The sequence below is a fragment of the Amycolatopsis bullii genome, from assembly GCF_014654205.1.
In the GTDB taxonomy this organism is placed as follows: domain Bacteria; phylum Actinomycetota; class Actinomycetes; order Mycobacteriales; family Pseudonocardiaceae; genus Amycolatopsis; species Amycolatopsis plumensis.
This window is the reverse complement of the sequence record NZ_BNAW01000002.1, coordinates 478,916-496,855: the sequence shown is the minus strand read 5'-3', so window position 1 is coordinate 496,855 and position 17,940 is coordinate 478,916. Positions and strand designations below refer to the sequence as shown.

The following is a 17,940-nucleotide window of genomic DNA, read 5'->3' as shown; positions in this document are numbered from 1 at the left end:
GGTGACGAAGCCGGCGCCGCGGAACCGCTCGGCCAGGACGACGGCGCCGGCCAGGCAGGCCGCCCGCGTGCCGCGGTCGCCGCCGGCGCGCTCGGCCGCGACGAGCAGCAGGTCGAAGTGGTCGCGCGCCTGGGTGAGCAGGTGGGTGCAGCTGCCGGCGAGCGCCAGGTCCGCTGCGGCGGCCGCGGGGGAGGGGGCGCGGTCCGCGGCGGTGCGCCAGTGGGCCACCGCTTCGGCGAGGAAGCCGCGCGCGTAGGTCAGGCGGGCGAGGTCTGCGGCCAGGTCGTGGTCTCGGGTCGCGTGTGCGCCCGCGAGCTGGTTGGGGTTGGCCGGGTCGGGGGTTGCGGGGTGGGTGGGCCGGTGGTGGCCTTGCTGATTCGGGTCTACGCGAGTGTTCACCGCGCCGGTGCGCGGGACCGGGCCGGGCTCGGCACGGGCAGGCCCGTGGTGGCCGGGCGCCGATGCGCCCTCCGCGACGCAGGCGCGCAGGTCGTCGGCTATCCGGTCGAACTCGTCGCGCCAGTCGCCGCCGAGGCGGCCCACCAGTTCGCGTGCTCGCCCGGCGGCCCACTCGTGGTAGCGGGCGTCGACCTGCGCTGCCTCCGGCGATTCCGCCAGCCGTTCGCGAGCGAAGCGGGCCACTCCGTCGAACAGCGTCCAGGCACTCGCCTCCCGATGAGCCGTGACCAGGGATTTGTCCACCAGCCGCCCGATCACGTCGGACACCGCGCCGACCGACGACTCCGGCGACAGCGCTGCCGCGTCGGCCAGTGCGAAGGCGTTGCGGAACCGGGAAATCCGGGCCAGGACCGTCCGTTCCTCCGCGCTCAGCAACCGGTGGCTCCACTCGAGCACCGACCGCAGCGACCGGTGCCGGTCCGGGCCGCGGCCGGTCGCCAGCACGCGCAGCGGGTCGTCGGCCAGGCCGGTGCGCAAGGCGTCGATGCCCAGCGACGCCACCCGCGCGGCGGCCAGCTCGATGCTGAGCGGTGAGCCGCCCAGCTCGCGGCAGAGCGCGGCGATCGTGGCCGGATCGGCGTCGAACGCGGGATCGACCGCCTTCGCCCGCTCGGTGAAGAGCTCCGCCGCGGCGGGCAGCGGGCCGAGCTGCAGCACCGTCTCGCCGGGCACACCCAGGCGTTCCCGGCTGGTCGTCAGCACGCTCAACCCCGGGTTCGCCGCCGTCAAGGCCGTGATCACGTCGGCGACGTCGTCGGCCACGTGCTCGCAGTTGTCCAGCACCAGCAGCGCCCGGCCGGCCAGCTGCGCGGCCACCGCGTCCGGCAGCGGCTGCTGCGGGTGGGGCAGGACGCCGAGCCCGGCCGCGACCGACTCGAGCACCGAACCCGGCCGGCTGGGGACGAGGTTGACGAACGTCGCCCCGTCCGGGAACTGCGGCGCGGCCGTTTCCGTCGCCGCCACCGCCAGCCGGGTCTTGCCCATCCCGCCCGGGCCGAGCACCGTCGTCACCCGGCTCTCGGCCACCAGGCGCACCACGGCGTCGCGTTCGGCCACCCGGCCGACGAAGCTCGTCGGCGGCCGCGGTGTTCCCACGACCAAGCCCGCCGGGCCGGCCAGTCCGGGAGCCCGCGCGGCCAGTTCCCGGCGGTCACGGGCGTCCAGCTTCCGCAGGAGCGCCGACACGTGGCTCTCGACGGTCCGCACCGACACGTAGAGCCGGTCGGCGATCTCCGCGTTGGTCAGCCGGTCCGCGACCGCCAGCAGCACCTCGCGCTCGCGCGGCGAGATCGTCGGCGCGGTCGGCATGCCACCGAGTATGCCGGGTCGATCTCCGTGGTGGATTCCGTGGTCACCACGGATGCCCCGGCACCCGGGCCGGCTCGAAGATCACCACAGAGCAAGACCGACCCGAAAGGAACCCCACCATGGTGGTCATCGCGAAGGAAGACGACCTGCGCATCGGCAGCGGGCGCACCGCCCGGTTCGAAGGCGAGGCCTACGGCTCCGGCGTCTCCTTCTTCCACGTCCACAACACTGAAGGCCAGGGACCGGGCGCGCACGTCCACCCGTACTCCGAAACCTGGGTGGTGCTCGCCGGCCGGGCGCTCTTCCGCACCGCCGACGGCGAAGGCCTGGCGAACCAGGGCGACGTCGTGGTCGTCGGCGCGGGCACCGCGCACGCGTTCCGGGCCGTCGGCCCCGAGCCGCTGCGGATGATGTGCATCCACGCCTCCCCGCGCATCGAGCAGGACTTCCTCGACGACGACGCGGCCGCCGAAGCCGGCGTCACCTTCTGAACCCCCGAAAGGACTCCGTCATGGGACACCACCCTCGCGCGCCCGGCCGTCTCCGCGCGCCTGACCTGCCTCGCCCTCGCCGCTCCGCTGTGGACCACGGTGGCGCTGGCCCAGGCCGCCACCCGGGACGGCTTCGACCTGACCCGGCACCCGCTCAGCGCGCTCGGCACCGGCGGGCTCGGCTGGGTGCAGATCACGAACTTCGTCGTCGCCGGCGTGCTCGTCCTCATCGGCGCGCCCGGCCTCGGGGGTGCGGTCTCGTGGTTGCTGAGGGTCTACGGCACCGGGATGGTCGCGGCCGGGCTCCTCGTCCCGGACCCGGCGGACGGCTTCCCGGCAGGCACGCCCGCCGGTCCGCCGTCGGCGCTGTCGTGGCACGCCGCCGGTCACCTGGCGGCCGGCAGCCTCGCGTTCCTCGCCCTCATGGTGGCCTGTTTCGTGCTCGGCCGCCGGTTCGCCCGGGCCGGGGACCGCCGGGACGCCGTGCTGTCGGTCGTCGCCGGAGCCGCCCTGCTGCTGGGCAACCTGTGGGCGATGAGCGGCGGCCGGGCCGGCACCCTGACCCTGGCCGTGGGCGTGATCACCGCGATGCTGTAGATTTCGGCCGTCGCCGCCCGGCCTCGGTGACCGTCCCGCCCGGCTCGCGCGGAACCGAGAGGTCAGCCGATGCGGGCGCTGACCGCGGCCAGCGCCGTCGTCACCGGCTGGAAGAACGTCACGCCGCCGGTGCGGCAGTTGCCGCTGCCGCCCGAGGTGATGCCGATGGCGCTGCCGTCGCCGGAGAACAGGGAACCGCCGCTGTCGCCCGGCTCCGCGCACACCGTCGTCTGGATCAGGCCGGTGACCCGGCCCTCGGGGTAGTTGACCGTGGCGTTCAGGGCCGTCACGCGGCCGCTGTGCAGGCCCGTGGTGCTGCCCATCCGGGAGACCTGCCGGCCGACCTGCGCCGCGGCCGCGCGGGCGATCGCCACCGTCCGGCCGCCGCCGGTGTCGACGACGCTCGGGGCGTTCGTGGCGGCGTTGTCGTAGGTCAGCAGTGCGAAGTCGCCGTTGCCCGGGAACGTCGACCGCTTGAGCGTGGCCACCGGCCGCCCGCCCTGGGTGAGCGACCACCGGCGGCCGGCGGCGGCGCAGTGGCCCGCCGTGAGGATGCCGGGCCCGCTGTTCGTCGTCACGTTGAAGCCGAGCGAGCAGCGCGCCCCGCCGGCGAAGATCGCGTCGCCGCCTTCGGCGAACAGGCTCAGGACCCCGGGCGTCCGTTCGACGCGGACCGCCTTGCCCCGGGTCGCCGCCAGCAGGCTGTCCCACTTGGCGCCCTGCACGGTGCTGTCGGCGGTGACGACCGTTTCGCCGGTCCGCTCGTCGACCGCCCAGGCCGTGCCGGTGATGCCCGGCGCGGCGGCCGCGTCGGTGACGGCGGTGCCGGCGTTGCCCGCGGCGTTCGCCTGGGGGAGGGCGATGGCCGCGGTGCGGCCCGGCGGCGCGTCCGGTTCACCCGGTTCCGGTACGCAGGGGTGCGCGGCGAAGGGCAGAAAGCCCCTTCGCCGCGCACGAAACCCGGAACCAGCCGCTGCCGGAGGTCCCCGGTTACGGCGTCGTCAAATCGAACCGCTGAAGGGTGACCGAGCCGCCGAGTGCCTGGGTGGCGTGGTTGAAGACGGCGAACCGGTAGCCCATGAAGAACTGCCAGGCGTTGTTCAGGGTGAACGCCGTGCCCAGCGGCGTGAAGTTCACCCCGTCGGTGCTGTAGGAGAACCGGGCCTGGCGGCCGGTGCCGGGACGGATGTCGGCGGTGGCGCGCAACCAGATCTTGCTGCCCGAGAGGGCGGCGCTCGCCACCTCCGTCCCGGTGCCGGTGGTGTTCCAGTTGCTGTCCATGGTCAGGCCGTTGACCATGACCACCCGGTTGCGGCCGCCGTCGCGTTTGATGCCGATGTAGGCCGAGGAGTCGCGCAGCATCGCCAGGCCGGTGCGATCACCGTCGCGCATCGACGTCAGGTCGAGCGTGGCGGTGGCCGTGGAGGACGGCCCCTGGATCCGGTGGGTCAGGGTGTTGCGGGCGGAGTACAGGTCGTTGGTGACCGTCGCCGTGGACAGCTTCACCCCGTTGCCGACGGAGAACTTGGTGGTGTCCGGGTTGTGGTTCCACTCCCACTGCGGGCTCAAGCCGGGGCCGGGGAAGGTGTCGGTCCCCGTCATCGGCTCGACCTGGCGCGGTGGCGGTGGCAGGTTCGGCTTCGGGTAGGTCGTGCCCCAGCGGCCGTTGACCGCCTGCAGCTTCGGCCAGCCGTCGGCCGTCCAGGTGACCGGGGCGAGCGCGGGGACGCGGCCGCCGGGGTAGGCGTCGACGAAGGCCAGGTAGTACCAGTCTCCGCTCTGCGTCTGCACCAGGCCACCCTGGTGCGGGACACCGCCGCCGGAGATGGGGCCCGGCAGGTCCAGCAGCACCTGCTGGATGGTGTACGGCCCCCACGGGCTGCTCGCCTTGAGGATGTACTGGCCGTTGGCCGGACGCGTCACGAAGATGTAGTAGCTGCCGTTCCGCTTGTAGAACCGGGAGCCTTCGAGCGTGCCGATGTTCGACGGCGTCTGGAAGACCTGCTGCGAGCGGACTTCGGTCTTCCCGTCCTTCGAGAGCTGGGCGACGCTGAGGGTGGTGTTGCCGTAGGCGACGTACATCGTGTCGTCGTCGTCGACGAGCATGCCGGCGTCGTAGTAGCACTTGTCGATCGTGGTGTGCTTCGACCACTGCCCGTCCACGGCGGTGGCGGTGTAGATGTAGGTCTTGGCGAAGTCGATGCAGCCACCCCAGTAGTACGTGTCGTTGCTCGCGCGGTGGTTGAAGAACGACGCCCAGATGCCGCGCACGTACCCGCGTCCGCCGCTCATGTCGTACTTCGCGCCGAAGTCCAGTTTGGGCACGGAGTGGCCGGCGAACTCCCAGTTCACCAGGTCGTAGGAACGCAGGATCGGCGCACCGGGGGAGTAGTGCATGGTCGAGGCGGAGTAGTAGTAGGCGTTGCCGACGCGGATGATGTCGACGTCGGCGAAGTCCTGCCACAGCACCGGGTTCGTGAACGTCGACGGCTGGTTCGGGGTGGTCGTGGTGGTGGGGGTCGTCGGGGTGGTCGGCGTCGTCGGCGTGGACGGCGCCGTGGGTTCGACGCCGCCGGTGCAGAGGGTGCCGTTGAGCCGGAACTCCGACGGCGTCGGGTTGGCCGAGCCGAACGAGCCGTTGAACCCGAACTCCGCCTTGCCGCCGGTGGGGATGGCCGCGTTGTAGGCGACGTTCTTCGCGTTGACGGTGGCCCCGTCCTGGGTGATGGTCGCGTTCCAGTGCTGGCCCACCTGCTGGCCGCCGGTGAACAACCAGGTCAGCGTCCAGCCGTCGACCGCGTCACCGAGGTTCGTGATCGACACGGACGCGCCGAAGCCGCCCTGCCATTCGGAGGTTTTCGTGTAGGTGACCGAGCACCCGGCCGCGGCGTGCGCGGCCGGGGTCGCCACCAGGACGGCGCCGGCGAGGCCGGTCGCGGCGAGCAGGGCCGAGGCGGCCGCCCGGGATCGTCGGCGTGACACCACGTCTGTCCTTTCGCATCAGGCGGCGAACTGCCACCAGTTGACGTTGAAGAGGTAGCCGCTGCCGCCGGTGAACCGCAGGACGAGGTCCTGCGTGCCCGTCACACCGCTGACCGGGCAGGACACCGACGTCCAGGTCTGCCAGCCGCCGGTGGCGGGCACGGTGCAGCGGCCGACGACCGTGCCGGTGGCACTGCCCAGGCGCACCTCGATCGTGCCGCCGGAGCTCGCGGAGGCGACGCGGGCGGTGAACGTCTTCGCGCCCGCGCCGAAAGCGACGTTGCGGACCTTGACCGTGTCGCCGTTCTCGATCCACCCGATGTTCATGCCGCCTTCGGACGCCGGCTCGGTCTCGATCCCCGTTTCCCGGTTGATCGTCTCCGCTTCCTGCCGGACGTAGGGGTTCAGCGTGTCGGCCGGCGGCGGCCCGCTGGTGGTCATGTTGATCGTCGGGATGCTGCCGTCGGCGTTGTAGGCGAACTTCTCCACCGCCACCGAGCGGGTGTAACCGCCGCCGCCCGGCAGAGCACCGTTGTGGTAGAAGAAGTACGAGCCGCCCTTGTAGTCGATGATCCCGGGGTGGTTGGTGAAACTGCCGCCCTGCGTGGGCATCACCGTGCCGCGGTAGGTCCAGGGACCGGTGGGGCCGGGCGCGGTGGAGTAGGCGATGAACTCCGAGCAGCACTTGGCCGCGAACACGTTGTAGTACGTGCCGTTGCGCTTGTAGACCCAGGGGCCTTCCTCGTACAGCGTCGGGCGGTTGCCCCCGTTCGGGCGCGTGCCGAACCCGGCCGTGGTGAGCGGGATCTGGTTGATCCCGCCCGAGTACGACGTCATGTCGGCGTTGAGCCGCACGTACGACAGGTTCGGGTTACCCCAGTACAGGTACGCCTGCCCGTTGTCGTCGATGAAGACGGTGGGGTCGATCTCGCCGTTTTCGACGAGCGGGCGGCCGATGGCGTCGCGGAACGGCCCGGTGGGGCTGTCCGCGACGCCGACGCCGATGGCCATCCGGCCGGTGGCGCGGTTGACCACCGGGACGTACCAGTAGAACTTGCCGTTGCGCTCGACGGCCTGCCCGGCCCACGCGTCCTGCTTGGCCCAGCTGAACGTGGCCAGGCTCATCGGCGAGCCGTGGTCGGTCCAGTTCACCATGTCCGCCGACGACCAGACCCGCCAGTCCTTCATGGTGAAGTAGGTCGAGCCGTCTTCGTCGTGCCCGGTGTAGAGGTAGACACGGCCGTCGTGCACCAGCGGAGCCGGGTCGGCGGTGTAGATGTGCTGCACGATCGGGTTGTCGGCGTGCGCGGTGCCGGGCAGCAGCGCCATCGCGCACAGGGCCGCGGTCAGCAGGCAGGTCAGTTTGCGGCGCACGAGGTCGTCACCCCTTCGGCGTTTCCGGTGCCCTGGAAGCCGAATTCCGTGGACTGCCCGGCGGCGACGGTGCCGTTGTAGCTGACGTTGGTCCACGTGACGCTGCCCGTGGTGCCGCTGTTGCCGGCGCTCCAGGCGCTGGTGACGGCCGCGCCGGAGGGCAGGTTCGTCGTCACGCGCCAGCCGGTGAGGCCCGCGGTGCCCGCGCTGACCTTGACGTTCGCGACGAACCCGCCGTTCCACTGGTTCAGCGTGACCGAGGCGGTGCAGTCACCGGGCGGCGGGGTGGTCGTGGTCGTCGGCGTGGTGGTCGTGGTCGGCGTCGTCGTGGTGGTCGGTGTCGTCGTGGTGGTGGGCGTGGTCGGCGGGGCGGCGTTCAGGGCGTCGAGGACGCTGTTGTACGCGGCCTTCTTGTTCCCGTTGCCGTCGAAGAGAAGCGGGTTCTCGCCGGTGCGCCAGGAGTCGGTGTCGCGGATGCCCCACGTGGTGATGCCGGCGCAGCGGGCGACGGCCACGCAGGCGCGGGTCACCGCCGCATAGGCGTTGGCCTGGTTGGAACCGGCGATGTCGAGCTCGGTGATCTGGACTTCGACGCCGAGGTCGGCGAAGCGCTGGAGGTTGGCCTGGTAGTCGCCGGGCGGGTTGCCGGAGAGGTGGGACTGGAAGCCGACGCAGTCGATCGGGACGCCGCGGGACTTGAAGTCGCGGACCATGTTGTAGATGCCGGTGCTCTTGGCGTTGACGCCGTCGGTGTTGTAGTCGTTGTAGCAGAGCTTCGCGCCCGGGTCGGCGGCCCGCGCGGCGCGGAAGGCGGCTTCGATCCAGTCGTTGCCGGTGCGCTGCAGGTTGGAGTCGCGGCGGCCGCCGCTGCCGCCGTCGGCGAACGCCTCGTTGACGACGTCCCAGGCGTAGATCTTGCCCTTGTAGTGGGTGGCGACCTGGGTGACGTGGTTCATCATGGCGGAGCGCAGGTCGGAGCCTTCCATGCGCTGCGCCCAGCCCGGTTCCTGTTGGTACCACAGCAGCGCGTGCCCACGCACCCGCTTGCCGGTGCTGACCGCCTGGTTGAGGATCCGGTCGCCGCCGCTGTAGTTGAACTGCCCGCGGTTGGGCTCGGTGGCGTCCCACTTCATCTCGTTTTCGGGGGTGACCATGGTGAACTCCCGGTTGAGGATGTTCACGTAGGTCGAGTCGCCGAGCTTCCCGGCCGCGACGGCCGCGCCGAAGTACCGGCCCGACTGGGCCGCCGCCGCGCCGAGCGTGGTGGCCGCGCCGGAGGCGGAGGTGGCGAGCACGAGCGAAACCCCGAGCGACGTCGCCAGGAAAGCCGAAGCCAGCGCGGCTCGGTGGAACGACCGCGATGTCGTCTTCATGTTCACACCTTCATTTCGTGGGGTTGCGGGGTGCGCGGTCACGAGCTGGTGCAGGTGGCCGCGTCGAGGCTCGGCGTGCCCGGACCGGACACGAGGAAGCCGAAGGTCGTGGTGGCGCCGGGCGCGAGCGCGCCGTTGTAGGCGACGTTCTGCACGGTCACCGGGCTGGTGCCGCTCGCCGTGCCGCTCCAGATCTGGCCGATGCTCTGGCCGCCGGCCAAGGTGAATTGCACGGTCCAGCCGGTGAGCGCGGCGGTGCCGGTGTTCGCGACGGTCACTTCGCCCTGGAAGCCGCCGTTCCAGCTGCCGACGACCTTCGGGGTCGCGGTGCACGGGCCGTTCCCGGCCGGGGGCGGCGGGTCGTCCCCGCCGATGCTGCCCGGCACGGACTTGAGCGCGTTGTACCAGGTGGTGGCCATCTTGCTGTAGCCGGCCGCGTTGGGGTGGATGCCGTCGGGCAGGTCCGCGATGGCGACCGAGGGGTACATGTCGACCAGGTGCACGCGCTTGCCGGCGGCGGCCTTGGCCCGGACGTCCGGGGCGATCGCGGCGTTGAAGGTGCGGACGGCCGGATCGGCGAACCGGATCGGGATGATGGTGGCGACGAAGACGTCCGCGGCGGGGGCCAGGTTCGTGATCTTGTCGACCAGGGCCGACAGCCGCCGCGGCGCACCGGCCGGATCGCTGCCGTACATGTCGTTGGTGCCGATGTGGAGCAGGATCGTGCGCGGGTGGAACGCGCTCAGCCAGCCGGCCACGTTCGCGTCGATCTGGGCGATGGTCCAGCCCGGGTGGCCTTCGTGGTTGCGGTCGGGCATGCTCGCCGGCCCGTCGGTCAGCGAGCCCACGAAGTCGATCGCGTGGCCGTCGGCCCGCAGCTTGGTGCCGAGGTCGAGGCGGTAGCCGCCGATCGAACCGCCCTGGGTGATCGAGTCCCCGAGCGGCATGATCGGCACCGCGGCGGCGGCCGCGGTGCCGGGAACGGCGAACAACGCGGCGCAGGCCGCCAGCACACCGGCGAGCACATGGGCGAGTTTCATCGGTGATCCTTCGTGGGGCGCGGATCGGGTAAATTACATTTCGGCGGTTTTCCGAAAGTTTTCGCTCGGCGGTTTCGGAATCAAGGCTGGAACGTTAGCGCTAACACACCGGGCCGGCGATGGCCGGGCACCTTCGGGGCGCCCGGCCGCCGGTTCCGGCTAATTCACGCTCGCGGAGAACGAGTTGACCGCGAGCCCGACACCGCCGCGCCACGGCTCGAAACCGGCCTGGATGCTGGTGAGGTACCAGGACCGGTCGACGCGGGTGCGGTTGTCGACGTCGTTGACGAAGTCCATCACGTTGAACGACCAGCCCGAGATGGCGGAGGTGGCCACGTAGGACACCACGTCGTTGCCGCCGTTGTTGCCCTGCCACACTTCCCAGCTCCGGCCGGCGATGGTCGTGGTGCCGACCCGTCCGCCGACCGGCTGGACGCCGCCGACGCGGTTGAACCAGATCATCAGTTCCATCTGGTTGACCCCGTTGGTCTTCGGCGTCGGGTCCATCCAGATGTCGTAGGAGGCGTCGAAAACCGAGTTGCCGACGTAGGTGTAGGAGATCGACGACGGCGCGCTGCCGATCCGGCTGAGCTGCCGGGGCAGCGGGGAGCCGGGGGAGCAGTTCGAGTAGTGGCACCCGAGGTAGACGGCCGGGTAGGACAGTGGCGCGCCACCGCTGGTGGACCCCTGCTGGGTCTGGATCCGGAACCCGCTGCCGGTGACGTTGATGCACTGCTGTGCGCTGCTGCCCCACCGGTTGTTCATCACGACGTACCGGCCGCCGATGGTGGTCGAGCCGTATTGGTCGCAGATCAGGGTGTCCGCGTGCGCGGCCGGCGCGACGGCGACGGGCGCCGCGACACTGGCCGCGGCGAGCAGAGCCGCGGACAGGGCGTTCCTCAGTTTCATGATCTCCTCCACGTCGTCGTGGCATTTTCTGGGAGCGCTCTCAATCGATTCGCCAATGATGTAACCACAGTGGGCGGCCGGAGCAAAGGGGAAGGCCGTGATCGATTTACCGAATGCGTTCCCCCGTTCCCGGCGAACGGGGGAACACGCCGGTCATGCGGCCGCCCGCAGTGTCCACTTCTGGTTCGCCTGCCCGTGGCAGGTCCACAGGATCAGCTTCGTCCCGGCGGCGGTCCCCTGGCCGGTCGCGTCGAGGCACCGGCCGGACTGCACGCCGGTGACGGTCCCGTCCGCGTTGACGTTCCACTGCTGGTTGGCCTGGCCGGAGCAGGTCCAGATGATCACCGGGGTGCCGTCGGCGGTGCCTTGCCCGGACGCGTCCAGGCACTTGTTCCCGGCGGTCGTCAGCTGCTTGCCGGTGGGCGTCCACGGCGCTCCGGCGCAGTCGGCCAGCTGCACCGCGGTGCCGTCGGCGGAGGAGGGGACGTCCGCGCAGCGGCCGGACTGCGCGCCGACGAGCTGCCGGGCCGAGGACTGCCCCGGTGTGCCGATGCTGCCGGGGACCGCCTGCAGGGCCGCGTACCAGACCGCGGCCATCTTGTCGTAGCCCGTGGCCGTGGGGTGGACGCCGTCGATCAGGTCGGCGGTGCTCAGTGCGGCGTGCATGTCCACCAGGTGCACGTGCTTGCCGGCGTTCTGCTTGCTCTGCACCATTCCGGGGATCGTGGCGTTGAACGTGCGGGCCGCCGCCTCCTGCCCGCCGTTGGCGATCGGGATGATCGTCGCGACGAACACCTCGGCGTCCGGTGCCGTCGCGGTGATGTGGTCGACCAGGGCGGACAGGCGGGCCGGCGCACCCGAGACGTTGTAGTTCTGCAGGATGTCGTTGGTGCCGATGTGCAGCAGGACCGTGTGCGGGGTGCTGGTCCGCAGCCAGGACACGATGTTGGCGTCGATCTGGTCGATCCGCCAGCCCGGGTGGCCCTCGTGGTCGTGGTCGCCGAGGGACGCCGGCCCGTTGGACTGGGAGCCGACGAAGTCCACTTGGTACCCGCCTGCGGTGACCCGCTGCCAGAGCCCGATCCGGTACCCGCCGGGCACTTGCGTGCCTTCGGTGATGGAGTCGCCCAGGGGCATCACCCGGACCCCGCCGTTCGATTCGGCCGCGGCGGTGCCCGGCAGCAGGGTGGCGGCCAGGACCGCCGCGGCGGCGGTGAGCCACCCGAGCCGTGTGCGCATCTCGTCTCCTCGGGGATCCGCCTTCACGCGGCGGTGATGGTCCACTGGTTGTTCGTGCTGCTGTTGGGGGTCCAGAGGCCCACGCTCGAGCCGGCGGTGGTGCTGCCCATCCCGTCGAGCGCCGTGCCGGTGGCCCGGTTGACGATCTGGTACCGGCCGTTGCCGAGGCTCGTCAGCTTCCACTGCTGGCTGGTGGCGCCGGTCCACGCCGTCTGCGCGCAGGTGGCGCCGTTGGCCGTGCTGCCCCGGCTGTCGGCGACCATCCCGTTGGTACGGTTGACGATCCGGACGTACCCGCCGCCCGCGTCGGTCAGCTGCCACTGCAGGTTCGTGCTGCCGTCCCAGTTCCACTGCTTGAGCGGGGACCCGGCCGCGACACTGCCGCCGCTGTCCAGCACCAGGCCGGTGGTGACGTTGGCGATCCGGGCCCAGCCGGTCGGCAGGGGACCGGAGCCGGGCGTGGGAACCTGGCCGGAGAACGTCAGTTTCACCACGTACGCCGGCGCGTCGAACGGCGGGTTCGCCGACGGCAGCTGGACCCGCAGGGCCGAGGCGTCCTGGACGGGGGCGGGCAGGGTCGTGGCGGTGCCGGCGTCCGGGCCGAGCAGCTGGGCGGACACCAGGGTGCTCACGTTGACCCGGTTCGAGCCGAGTGTGGTGATCGGGAAAGTGCTCCCCAGCCAGCCCAGCACGGTCGCGTACAGCACGGTGTTGTCCTTGCTGCGGGTGAACCGGACGTCGGTCCTGGTCCCTTCCACCGGCGTGGTGAACGAGCCGCCGCCCATCTTCGTCGGCCCCTCGCCGTACACCGCCCACGCGCGGGTCCCGTAGACGGACTCGCCGAACCGCTTGAGGTAGTCGCCGATGCCGAGCAGGATCGTCCGCTGCCCGGACGGGATGGTGCCGTCGGCCATCGGGGCGATGTTCAGCAGCATGGTGCCGTTCTTGCTGACCCGGTCGAGCAGGGAGTGCAGGATGGCCTTCATCGAGTAGTAGCCGATGCCGTTCGTGTAGCACCAGCTCGAGCTGGAGATGCTGTCGTCGGTCATCCAGTAGGGGCTCATGAGGTCGCCCGGCCCGCCGCGTTCGAAGTCGAAGACCTCGCCACGGTTGTCGAACCCGTCCTTGTAGGTGGCCACCACGTCTTTGTTCCAGGCCACGGCCTGGTTGTAGTAGTGCGCCAGGAAGTTCAGCCGCTGCGCCTCGTCGACCTGCGTCAGGTTGAAGTCCTGGTAGACGAGGTCGGGCTGGTAGCCGTCGACGACCTCCCGGAGCTTGTCGTACCAGAGCTGGTTTTCCGCGGTCCGGCCGTTCTGGCCGAACAGCCGGCGCAGCGACTCCGTCGGCTGGGTCGGCACGTGGTCGTAATAGCCGGTGAAGTGGTAGGCGTGGTGCAGGGCCGTCAGCAGCTTCAGGCCCTTGGCGCGGATGGCGTCGGCGTGCAGCCGCAGCAGGTCCAGCTTCGGCCCGGTCTTGACCGAGTTCCACTCGTTGGCCGTGCTGTTCCACATCGAATAGCCGTCGTGGTGCTCGGCGACCGGGCCGGCGAACTTCGCGCCGGCGTCGGCGAAGAGCTGCGCCCACTCGGCCGGGTCGAAGTTGCCGCCCGCGGACTTGAGCTTCGGCGCGAACTGCACCCAGTTGCCCGCCTTGTCGCGGGCACCGTTGATGAAGTTCTGGTACGGCCACGTCGACGGGTCGCCGAACACCTGCTTGTGGTGGTTGTTCTCGCTGGACCCGGCGATGTACATGTTCCGCGGGTACCACTCGTTGCCGAACGCCGGGACGCTGAAAACACCCCAGTGGTAGTAGATGCCGAACTTGGCGTCCTGGAACCACTCGGGCGCGGGCGGGTGCTGGTCCACCGACGCCCAGCTCGGCGTGTAGCTGCTGGGTCCGGCGGTGGCCCACCCGGGCCGGACGCGGACCACGCCGGCGGCCACGGCGGCCCCGGCCACCACGATCAGCCGGCGCCGGGACAGCTCGAACGAGGACATGAGGTGACCTTTCAGCTCAGGGACCACTTCTGGTTGTTCGCGCCGGTGCAGGCGGCCAGCTGAACCGGGGTGCCGTTCGCGGTCCCGGAGCCGGTGACGTCGAGGCAGAGCCCGGACTGGACCCCGGTGACCGTCCCGTTCGCGTTGAACGTCCACTGCTGGTTGTTCTGCCCGTTGCAGTTCCAGATGATGACCTTCGTGCCGGGTGTGGTTCCCTTGCCGGAGGCGTCGAGGCAGCGGAGGTTGCCGCCGCTGTAGACGTTCAGCTCGCCGGTGCCGGTGCGCGTCCAGGTCTGGTTCGAGCCGCCGTTGCAGTCCCAGATCTGGACCGCGGTGCCGGGTGTGGTGCTGACGCCGTTGACGTCGAGGCACTTGTTCGCGCCCGTCGCGTGCACCGCGCCGGTGTTCGTGCTGCCGCCGCTGCCGTACCCGGCGGCGATCACACTGGCCTGCACCGCGTTCTCCGTGGCGTCCGTCGGGAAACCGCTCGTCACGGCGCCTTCGAAGAACTCGCCGACGCCGGAGACGCTGTTGTCGCCGCCGGTGCCCAGCAGGATCGACGGCTCCAGCTTCATCGGCGAGTAGCCGCGGGGCAGCCCGCCCGAATACGGCGTGGTGAGACTGCCGGTGGTGGCGTCGCCGTACTTCAGGGTGAAGTTGCTGGTGCCGTTGTTCTTCAGCCACGCGCTGACGAACGGGTGGTGCACGCCCGGGTTGTTCGGATCCTTGTTCGACCCGGATCCGTTGTGGTACATGCCGTTCTCGAGATCGGCCTCGACCCAGGGGCCGGTGCCGGTGCAGCCGTTGAACCAGCAGGCGGTGCCCCAGTAGATGGCGTTCATGGTGGCGTTGCCGGTGTCGTTGTGGGAGATCTCGCCGCTGCCGTAGTCGAAGCAGCACCACTGGTTGACGTAGTTCGACGAGGTGATCATGTAGATCCCCTCCGGCTGGGCCCCGACCGGCGCGTTCTTGGCGTTGTCGATCCGGTAGCCGACGCCCTGGGTGACCTTGATCCCGTACACCGGGTGCCCGCCGACGGTCACCGGCAGCGCCATCGCGTCCGCCCCGATGTCCGACCCGTTCGGGCCGGGGCCCTTCCAGAACCCGCCCCACGAGATCGGCAGGTCGTTGTGGTTGGCGGTCTGGTCGTAGATCTTCGTGACCGTGCACCGGGTCCCGGCGCAGAACGAGACCTGCGGGGCCGAGTCCGCGACCCCGCCCGCCGTCAGCAGACCGATGTCGAGGTACTTCTGGTCCGAGGCCCGCTGGATCTGGTACAGCGGGCCGTTGTACGCCCCGAACAGGGCGCGGGTGGTGCTGTGCGCCGTGACGCACGGGGTGCCGCCGGCGGCGTAGAGGTCGCACGCTTCCTGCGTGGCGGCCTGGGCGGCGGCGCCCGTGGCGGCCACCGCCCCGGTGGCCAGGAGGACCGCCGCCGCGGCGGCCTGGAGGGTTCTGAGCAGCTTGCGGGAGACCATGGCCGAACTCCTCTGTTCGTCAGCCGAGAGTCCACTTCTGGTTGGTCGCGCCGGTGCAGGCGGCGAGCTGGATCGGCGTGCCGTTCGCGGTCGAGGACCCGGTCACGTCGAGGCACAGCCCGGACTGGACGCCGGTGATGCTGCCGTTCGCGGTGACCTGCCACTGCTGGTTGGACTGGCCGTTGCAGTTCCAGATGACGACCTTGGTGCCGGGGCTGGTTCCCTGACCGCTGGCGTCGAGGCACCGCGTGCCGCTGTACACGGTCAGCTCACCGGCGCCGGTCCGGGCCCAGGACTGGTTGGTACCGCCGTTGCAGTCCCAGAGCTGGACCGCGGCGCCGGGCGTGGTGGAGACGCCGTTGACGTCCAGGCACTTGCCGAGCGCGCGGACCGGGCCCGCGGCCGGGGTCGTGGTCCCGCCGGTGCCGGCGGCGGCGATGACCTGCTGGGCGCCCGACGGCCAGTTCGTGCCGCTGACCTGGACGTTCCCGGTCAGCACGTTGTTGTGCGGCGATCCGGTGGCCACCTGGGTCGCGCCGCCGTTGTACCAGTTGCCGCTGAAGGTGCTGTCGTTGGTGTTGTTGCTGCCGTTGGCGTTGGTGAAGGCCCAGACCCCGGAGTCCTGGATCACGTTGGCCGACAGCGTCACGTACCGCGAACCCTCGTCCAGGTACAGGCCGACCGTGCGGTTGTTGTCGTAGATGTAGTTGTGGTCGATCGAGCTGCCCGGGTTGGCGGAGAGGTTGTAGATGCTGCCGCCGTCGTGCATCAGCTTCTTCGTGCCGTGCACCCGGTTGTAGCTGACCACGGTGTCCCGCAGCGTGGTGGGCGTCGAGTAGACGGGCTGGTAGTCGTACAGACCGCGGTTGCGGTAGTCCTGGCTGCCGCCCTGGTCGTTGGCGCCCCAGCCCCAGCCGACGTCGATGCCGTCGTAGGTCAGGTTCGAGACGTCGTTGTGCGTGATGACGGTGTGCGTCGCGTAGGTGGAGAGGATGCCGGCCATCTCGCGGTAGTCGAGGGCGACCCGGCTCACCGTGTTGTAGGAGATGGTGACGTCCCTGTTGAGCATCGCGGGGTTCGACGGGTGGTGGGCGTCGGGCCGCACGCCGCCGACGATGACACCGCCGCCGGAGTTTTCGGTGAAGGTGTTGTGGTCCACGGTGATCGACGACGCGCCCAGTCCGACGCCGGAGGCGTGCGCGTTCGCGTCGTTGCCGATGCCGAGGGCCACCTGGCCGAGGTGGGCGAAGGTGTTGCCGCTGAAGGTGATCCCGGTGGCGGCCGAGACCTGGACGGCGGCGGGCGCCTGCGCCCAGCTGTTGCGGGCGCCCTCGAACTGGCGGCAGCCGGACTGGCAGGAGGTCAGGAAGTCACCCGGCATCGGGGCCGCGGCCGGGAGGAACGTGCCGGTCTGCTGGTTCGCGTACCCGACCGAAGTGCTGGGGGTGAGCCACGTGGTGTGCTCGAAGTTCAGGCCCTTGAAGGCGAGGCCGCGTACCGGGTTGTCGTAGCTGCCGCCGATCTGCAGCAGCGACTGCAGCCGCGGGAGCTCGACGTCGTGGCTGCCGGGCACCCAGCCGCCGGGCGCCTTGTAGTACAGCTTCCCGGCCTGCGGGTCGAGGTACCACTGGCCGGTGTTCTTCAAGAAGGAGTAGGAGTTCTCGAGGAACAGCTGGCCGCCGCCGAACGGCTTGGCGAGCGTGTCGTAGCCCCAGTTGTTGTTGTTCCACGCCGGTTGCTGCATGACGATCGACGTGCCGCTGATCCGGTCGACGGGGGAGTACCGGTCGGTGAAGGAGTTCTGGCTCTCCACCTCGATCCGGTTCTGCTGCGGCAGCGTGGCCAGGTAGTTCAGCGCGGGGTTGGTGATGGTCATCCCGCTGGTGGTGAACTGCACGTCGGAGCGGGAGATCGGGATGCCGGCGCGCGGCGCGAGCGCACCGTCGACGAACAGCTGCCGGGAGTCGGCGCCCTGGGGCACCGACGCGACCCAGATGTTCTGGCCGGCGTCCTGCACCGACCAGCCGGTGACCTGGCTGCCGCCGGAGAGCACCGGCTTCTGGCCGGGCGCGGCCTGCCAGGTGACGGTGTGGCCGTTCTGGGCCGAATCGGCGCTGGTGAACCGCAGCGGGGCGGAGAGCCGGTAGGTCCCGGCGGCGAGCTGCACGACGACGTCGTTGCCGGCCGCCGACTGGGTGCGGGCCAGCTGCTGGGCCTTCGCCGGGGTGGCGACCGGCTGGTCCGGCGTGCCGGGGTTCGTGTCGTCGCCGCCGGGGGCGACGGCGATGGTGACGGTCGCGGCGTGGGCGGAGGGGGTGGCGAGCGCGGTCACCACGAGGGCGGTGAACAGCGCGGCGGCGATGCGCGACGGCATGGGCGGGCCTCTCCGGGACGGGGCTGGGCCCAACCGTCCACTGTGTACTGAAACTGTGTACTGGAACCGGTGCCCGGCGGGCCGGGCCCGGGGCCGGCCGGCCCCCGGTCGAAGGCGAACCGGGCGGGATGTGTACGACTCATCCGACACGGCGGAGGGCTGCCGGCTTTCGAAAGTTTCGAGGGTGCTCGACGGGTTTTCCGTTGTGGTGTCGGTGATCCATGAGAACAGCGCGCCTGCCCGGCGTCAAGCAAGGATCAGGCCCATTGCTCCGTCCCGGTGCCGGGGATGTAATTTTCAGTCCGCCCCGGCAAGGATT

The 17,940-nt window shown here is 70.7% G+C and carries 13 protein-coding genes; 2 read left to right on the top strand and 11 right to left on the bottom strand.

Going from position 1 to position 17,940, the window contains the following annotated elements; genetic code table 11:
- The coding region (locus tag IE317_RS04755; protein WP_229902470.1) for an ATP-binding protein at positions 1–1,767 on the bottom strand (1,767 nt) is incomplete at its 3' end.
- 119 nt (positions 1,768–1,886) lie between these two features.
- Between IE317_RS04755 and IE317_RS04750 the strand changes: the two genes are divergently transcribed.
- Complete coding sequence (locus IE317_RS04750; RefSeq protein ID WP_191306784.1) at positions 1,887–2,258, top strand: cupin domain-containing protein; 372 nt, start codon at positions 1,887–1,889, stop codon at positions 2,256–2,258.
- Between the two features lie 60 nt (positions 2,259–2,318).
- On the top strand, positions 2,319–2,855 hold the full coding sequence (locus IE317_RS04745) for a DUF998 domain-containing protein (RefSeq protein WP_191306819.1): 537 nt from the start codon (positions 2,319–2,321) through the stop codon (positions 2,853–2,855).
- A 62-nt stretch (positions 2,856–2,917) separates the two neighbouring features.
- Here the strand turns inward: IE317_RS04745 and IE317_RS04740 are convergent, their stop codons facing one another.
- From IE317_RS04740 to IE317_RS04695, 10 genes are all read right to left on the bottom strand, one after another.
- Entirely contained in the window at positions 2,918–3,718 is an 801-nt protein-coding gene (locus IE317_RS04740) for a S1 family peptidase (RefSeq protein WP_268246851.1), read from the bottom strand.
- 127 nt (positions 3,719–3,845) lie between these two features.
- A complete protein-coding gene (locus IE317_RS04735; protein ID WP_191306783.1) occupies positions 3,846–5,840 on the bottom strand; it encodes a family 43 glycosylhydrolase in 1,995 nt (664 codons plus the stop codon).
- Positions 5,841–5,855: 15 nt separating this feature from the next.
- Positions 5,856–7,166 carry a glycoside hydrolase family 43 protein gene (locus IE317_RS04730; protein ID WP_191306817.1) on the bottom strand — a complete coding sequence of 437 codons (1,311 nt, stop codon included), beginning with the start codon at positions 7,164–7,166 and terminating at the stop codon, positions 5,856–5,858.
- Positions 7,167–7,195: 29 nt separating this feature from the next.
- Positions 7,196–8,584 carry an endo-1,4-beta-xylanase gene (locus IE317_RS04725; RefSeq protein ID WP_191306782.1) on the bottom strand — a complete coding sequence of 463 codons (1,389 nt, stop codon included), beginning with the start codon at positions 8,582–8,584 and terminating at the stop codon, positions 7,196–7,198.
- Between the two features lie 38 nt (positions 8,585–8,622).
- Entirely contained in the window at positions 8,623–9,624 is a 1,002-nt protein-coding gene (locus IE317_RS04720) for a cellulose binding domain-containing protein (protein WP_191306781.1), read from the bottom strand.
- A gap of 159 nt (positions 9,625–9,783) precedes the next feature.
- A complete protein-coding gene (locus tag IE317_RS04715; RefSeq protein ID WP_229902465.1) occupies positions 9,784–10,533 on the bottom strand; it encodes a GH12 family glycosyl hydrolase domain-containing protein in 750 nt (249 codons plus the stop codon).
- 153 nt (positions 10,534–10,686) lie between these two features.
- A complete protein-coding gene (locus tag IE317_RS04710) occupies positions 10,687–11,772 on the bottom strand; it encodes a ricin-type beta-trefoil lectin domain protein (protein WP_191306780.1) in 1,086 nt (361 codons plus the stop codon).
- 23 nt (positions 11,773–11,795) lie between these two features.
- Positions 11,796–13,769, bottom strand: coding sequence for an alpha-L-fucosidase (locus tag IE317_RS04705; RefSeq protein ID WP_191306779.1), 1,974 nt, complete (start codon positions 13,767–13,769; stop codon positions 11,796–11,798).
- Positions 13,770–13,780: 11 nt separating this feature from the next.
- Positions 13,781–15,247 (bottom strand): arabinofuranosidase catalytic domain-containing protein, encoded by a 1,467-nt coding sequence (locus tag IE317_RS04700; RefSeq protein WP_191306778.1) that lies wholly within the window; start codon positions 15,245–15,247, stop codon positions 13,781–13,783.
- 19 nt (positions 15,248–15,266) lie between these two features.
- Positions 15,267–17,621 (bottom strand): RICIN domain-containing protein, encoded by a 2,355-nt coding sequence (locus tag IE317_RS04695; RefSeq protein ID WP_191306777.1) that lies wholly within the window; start codon positions 17,619–17,621, stop codon positions 15,267–15,269.
- Positions 17,622–17,940 lie beyond the last annotated feature (319 nt).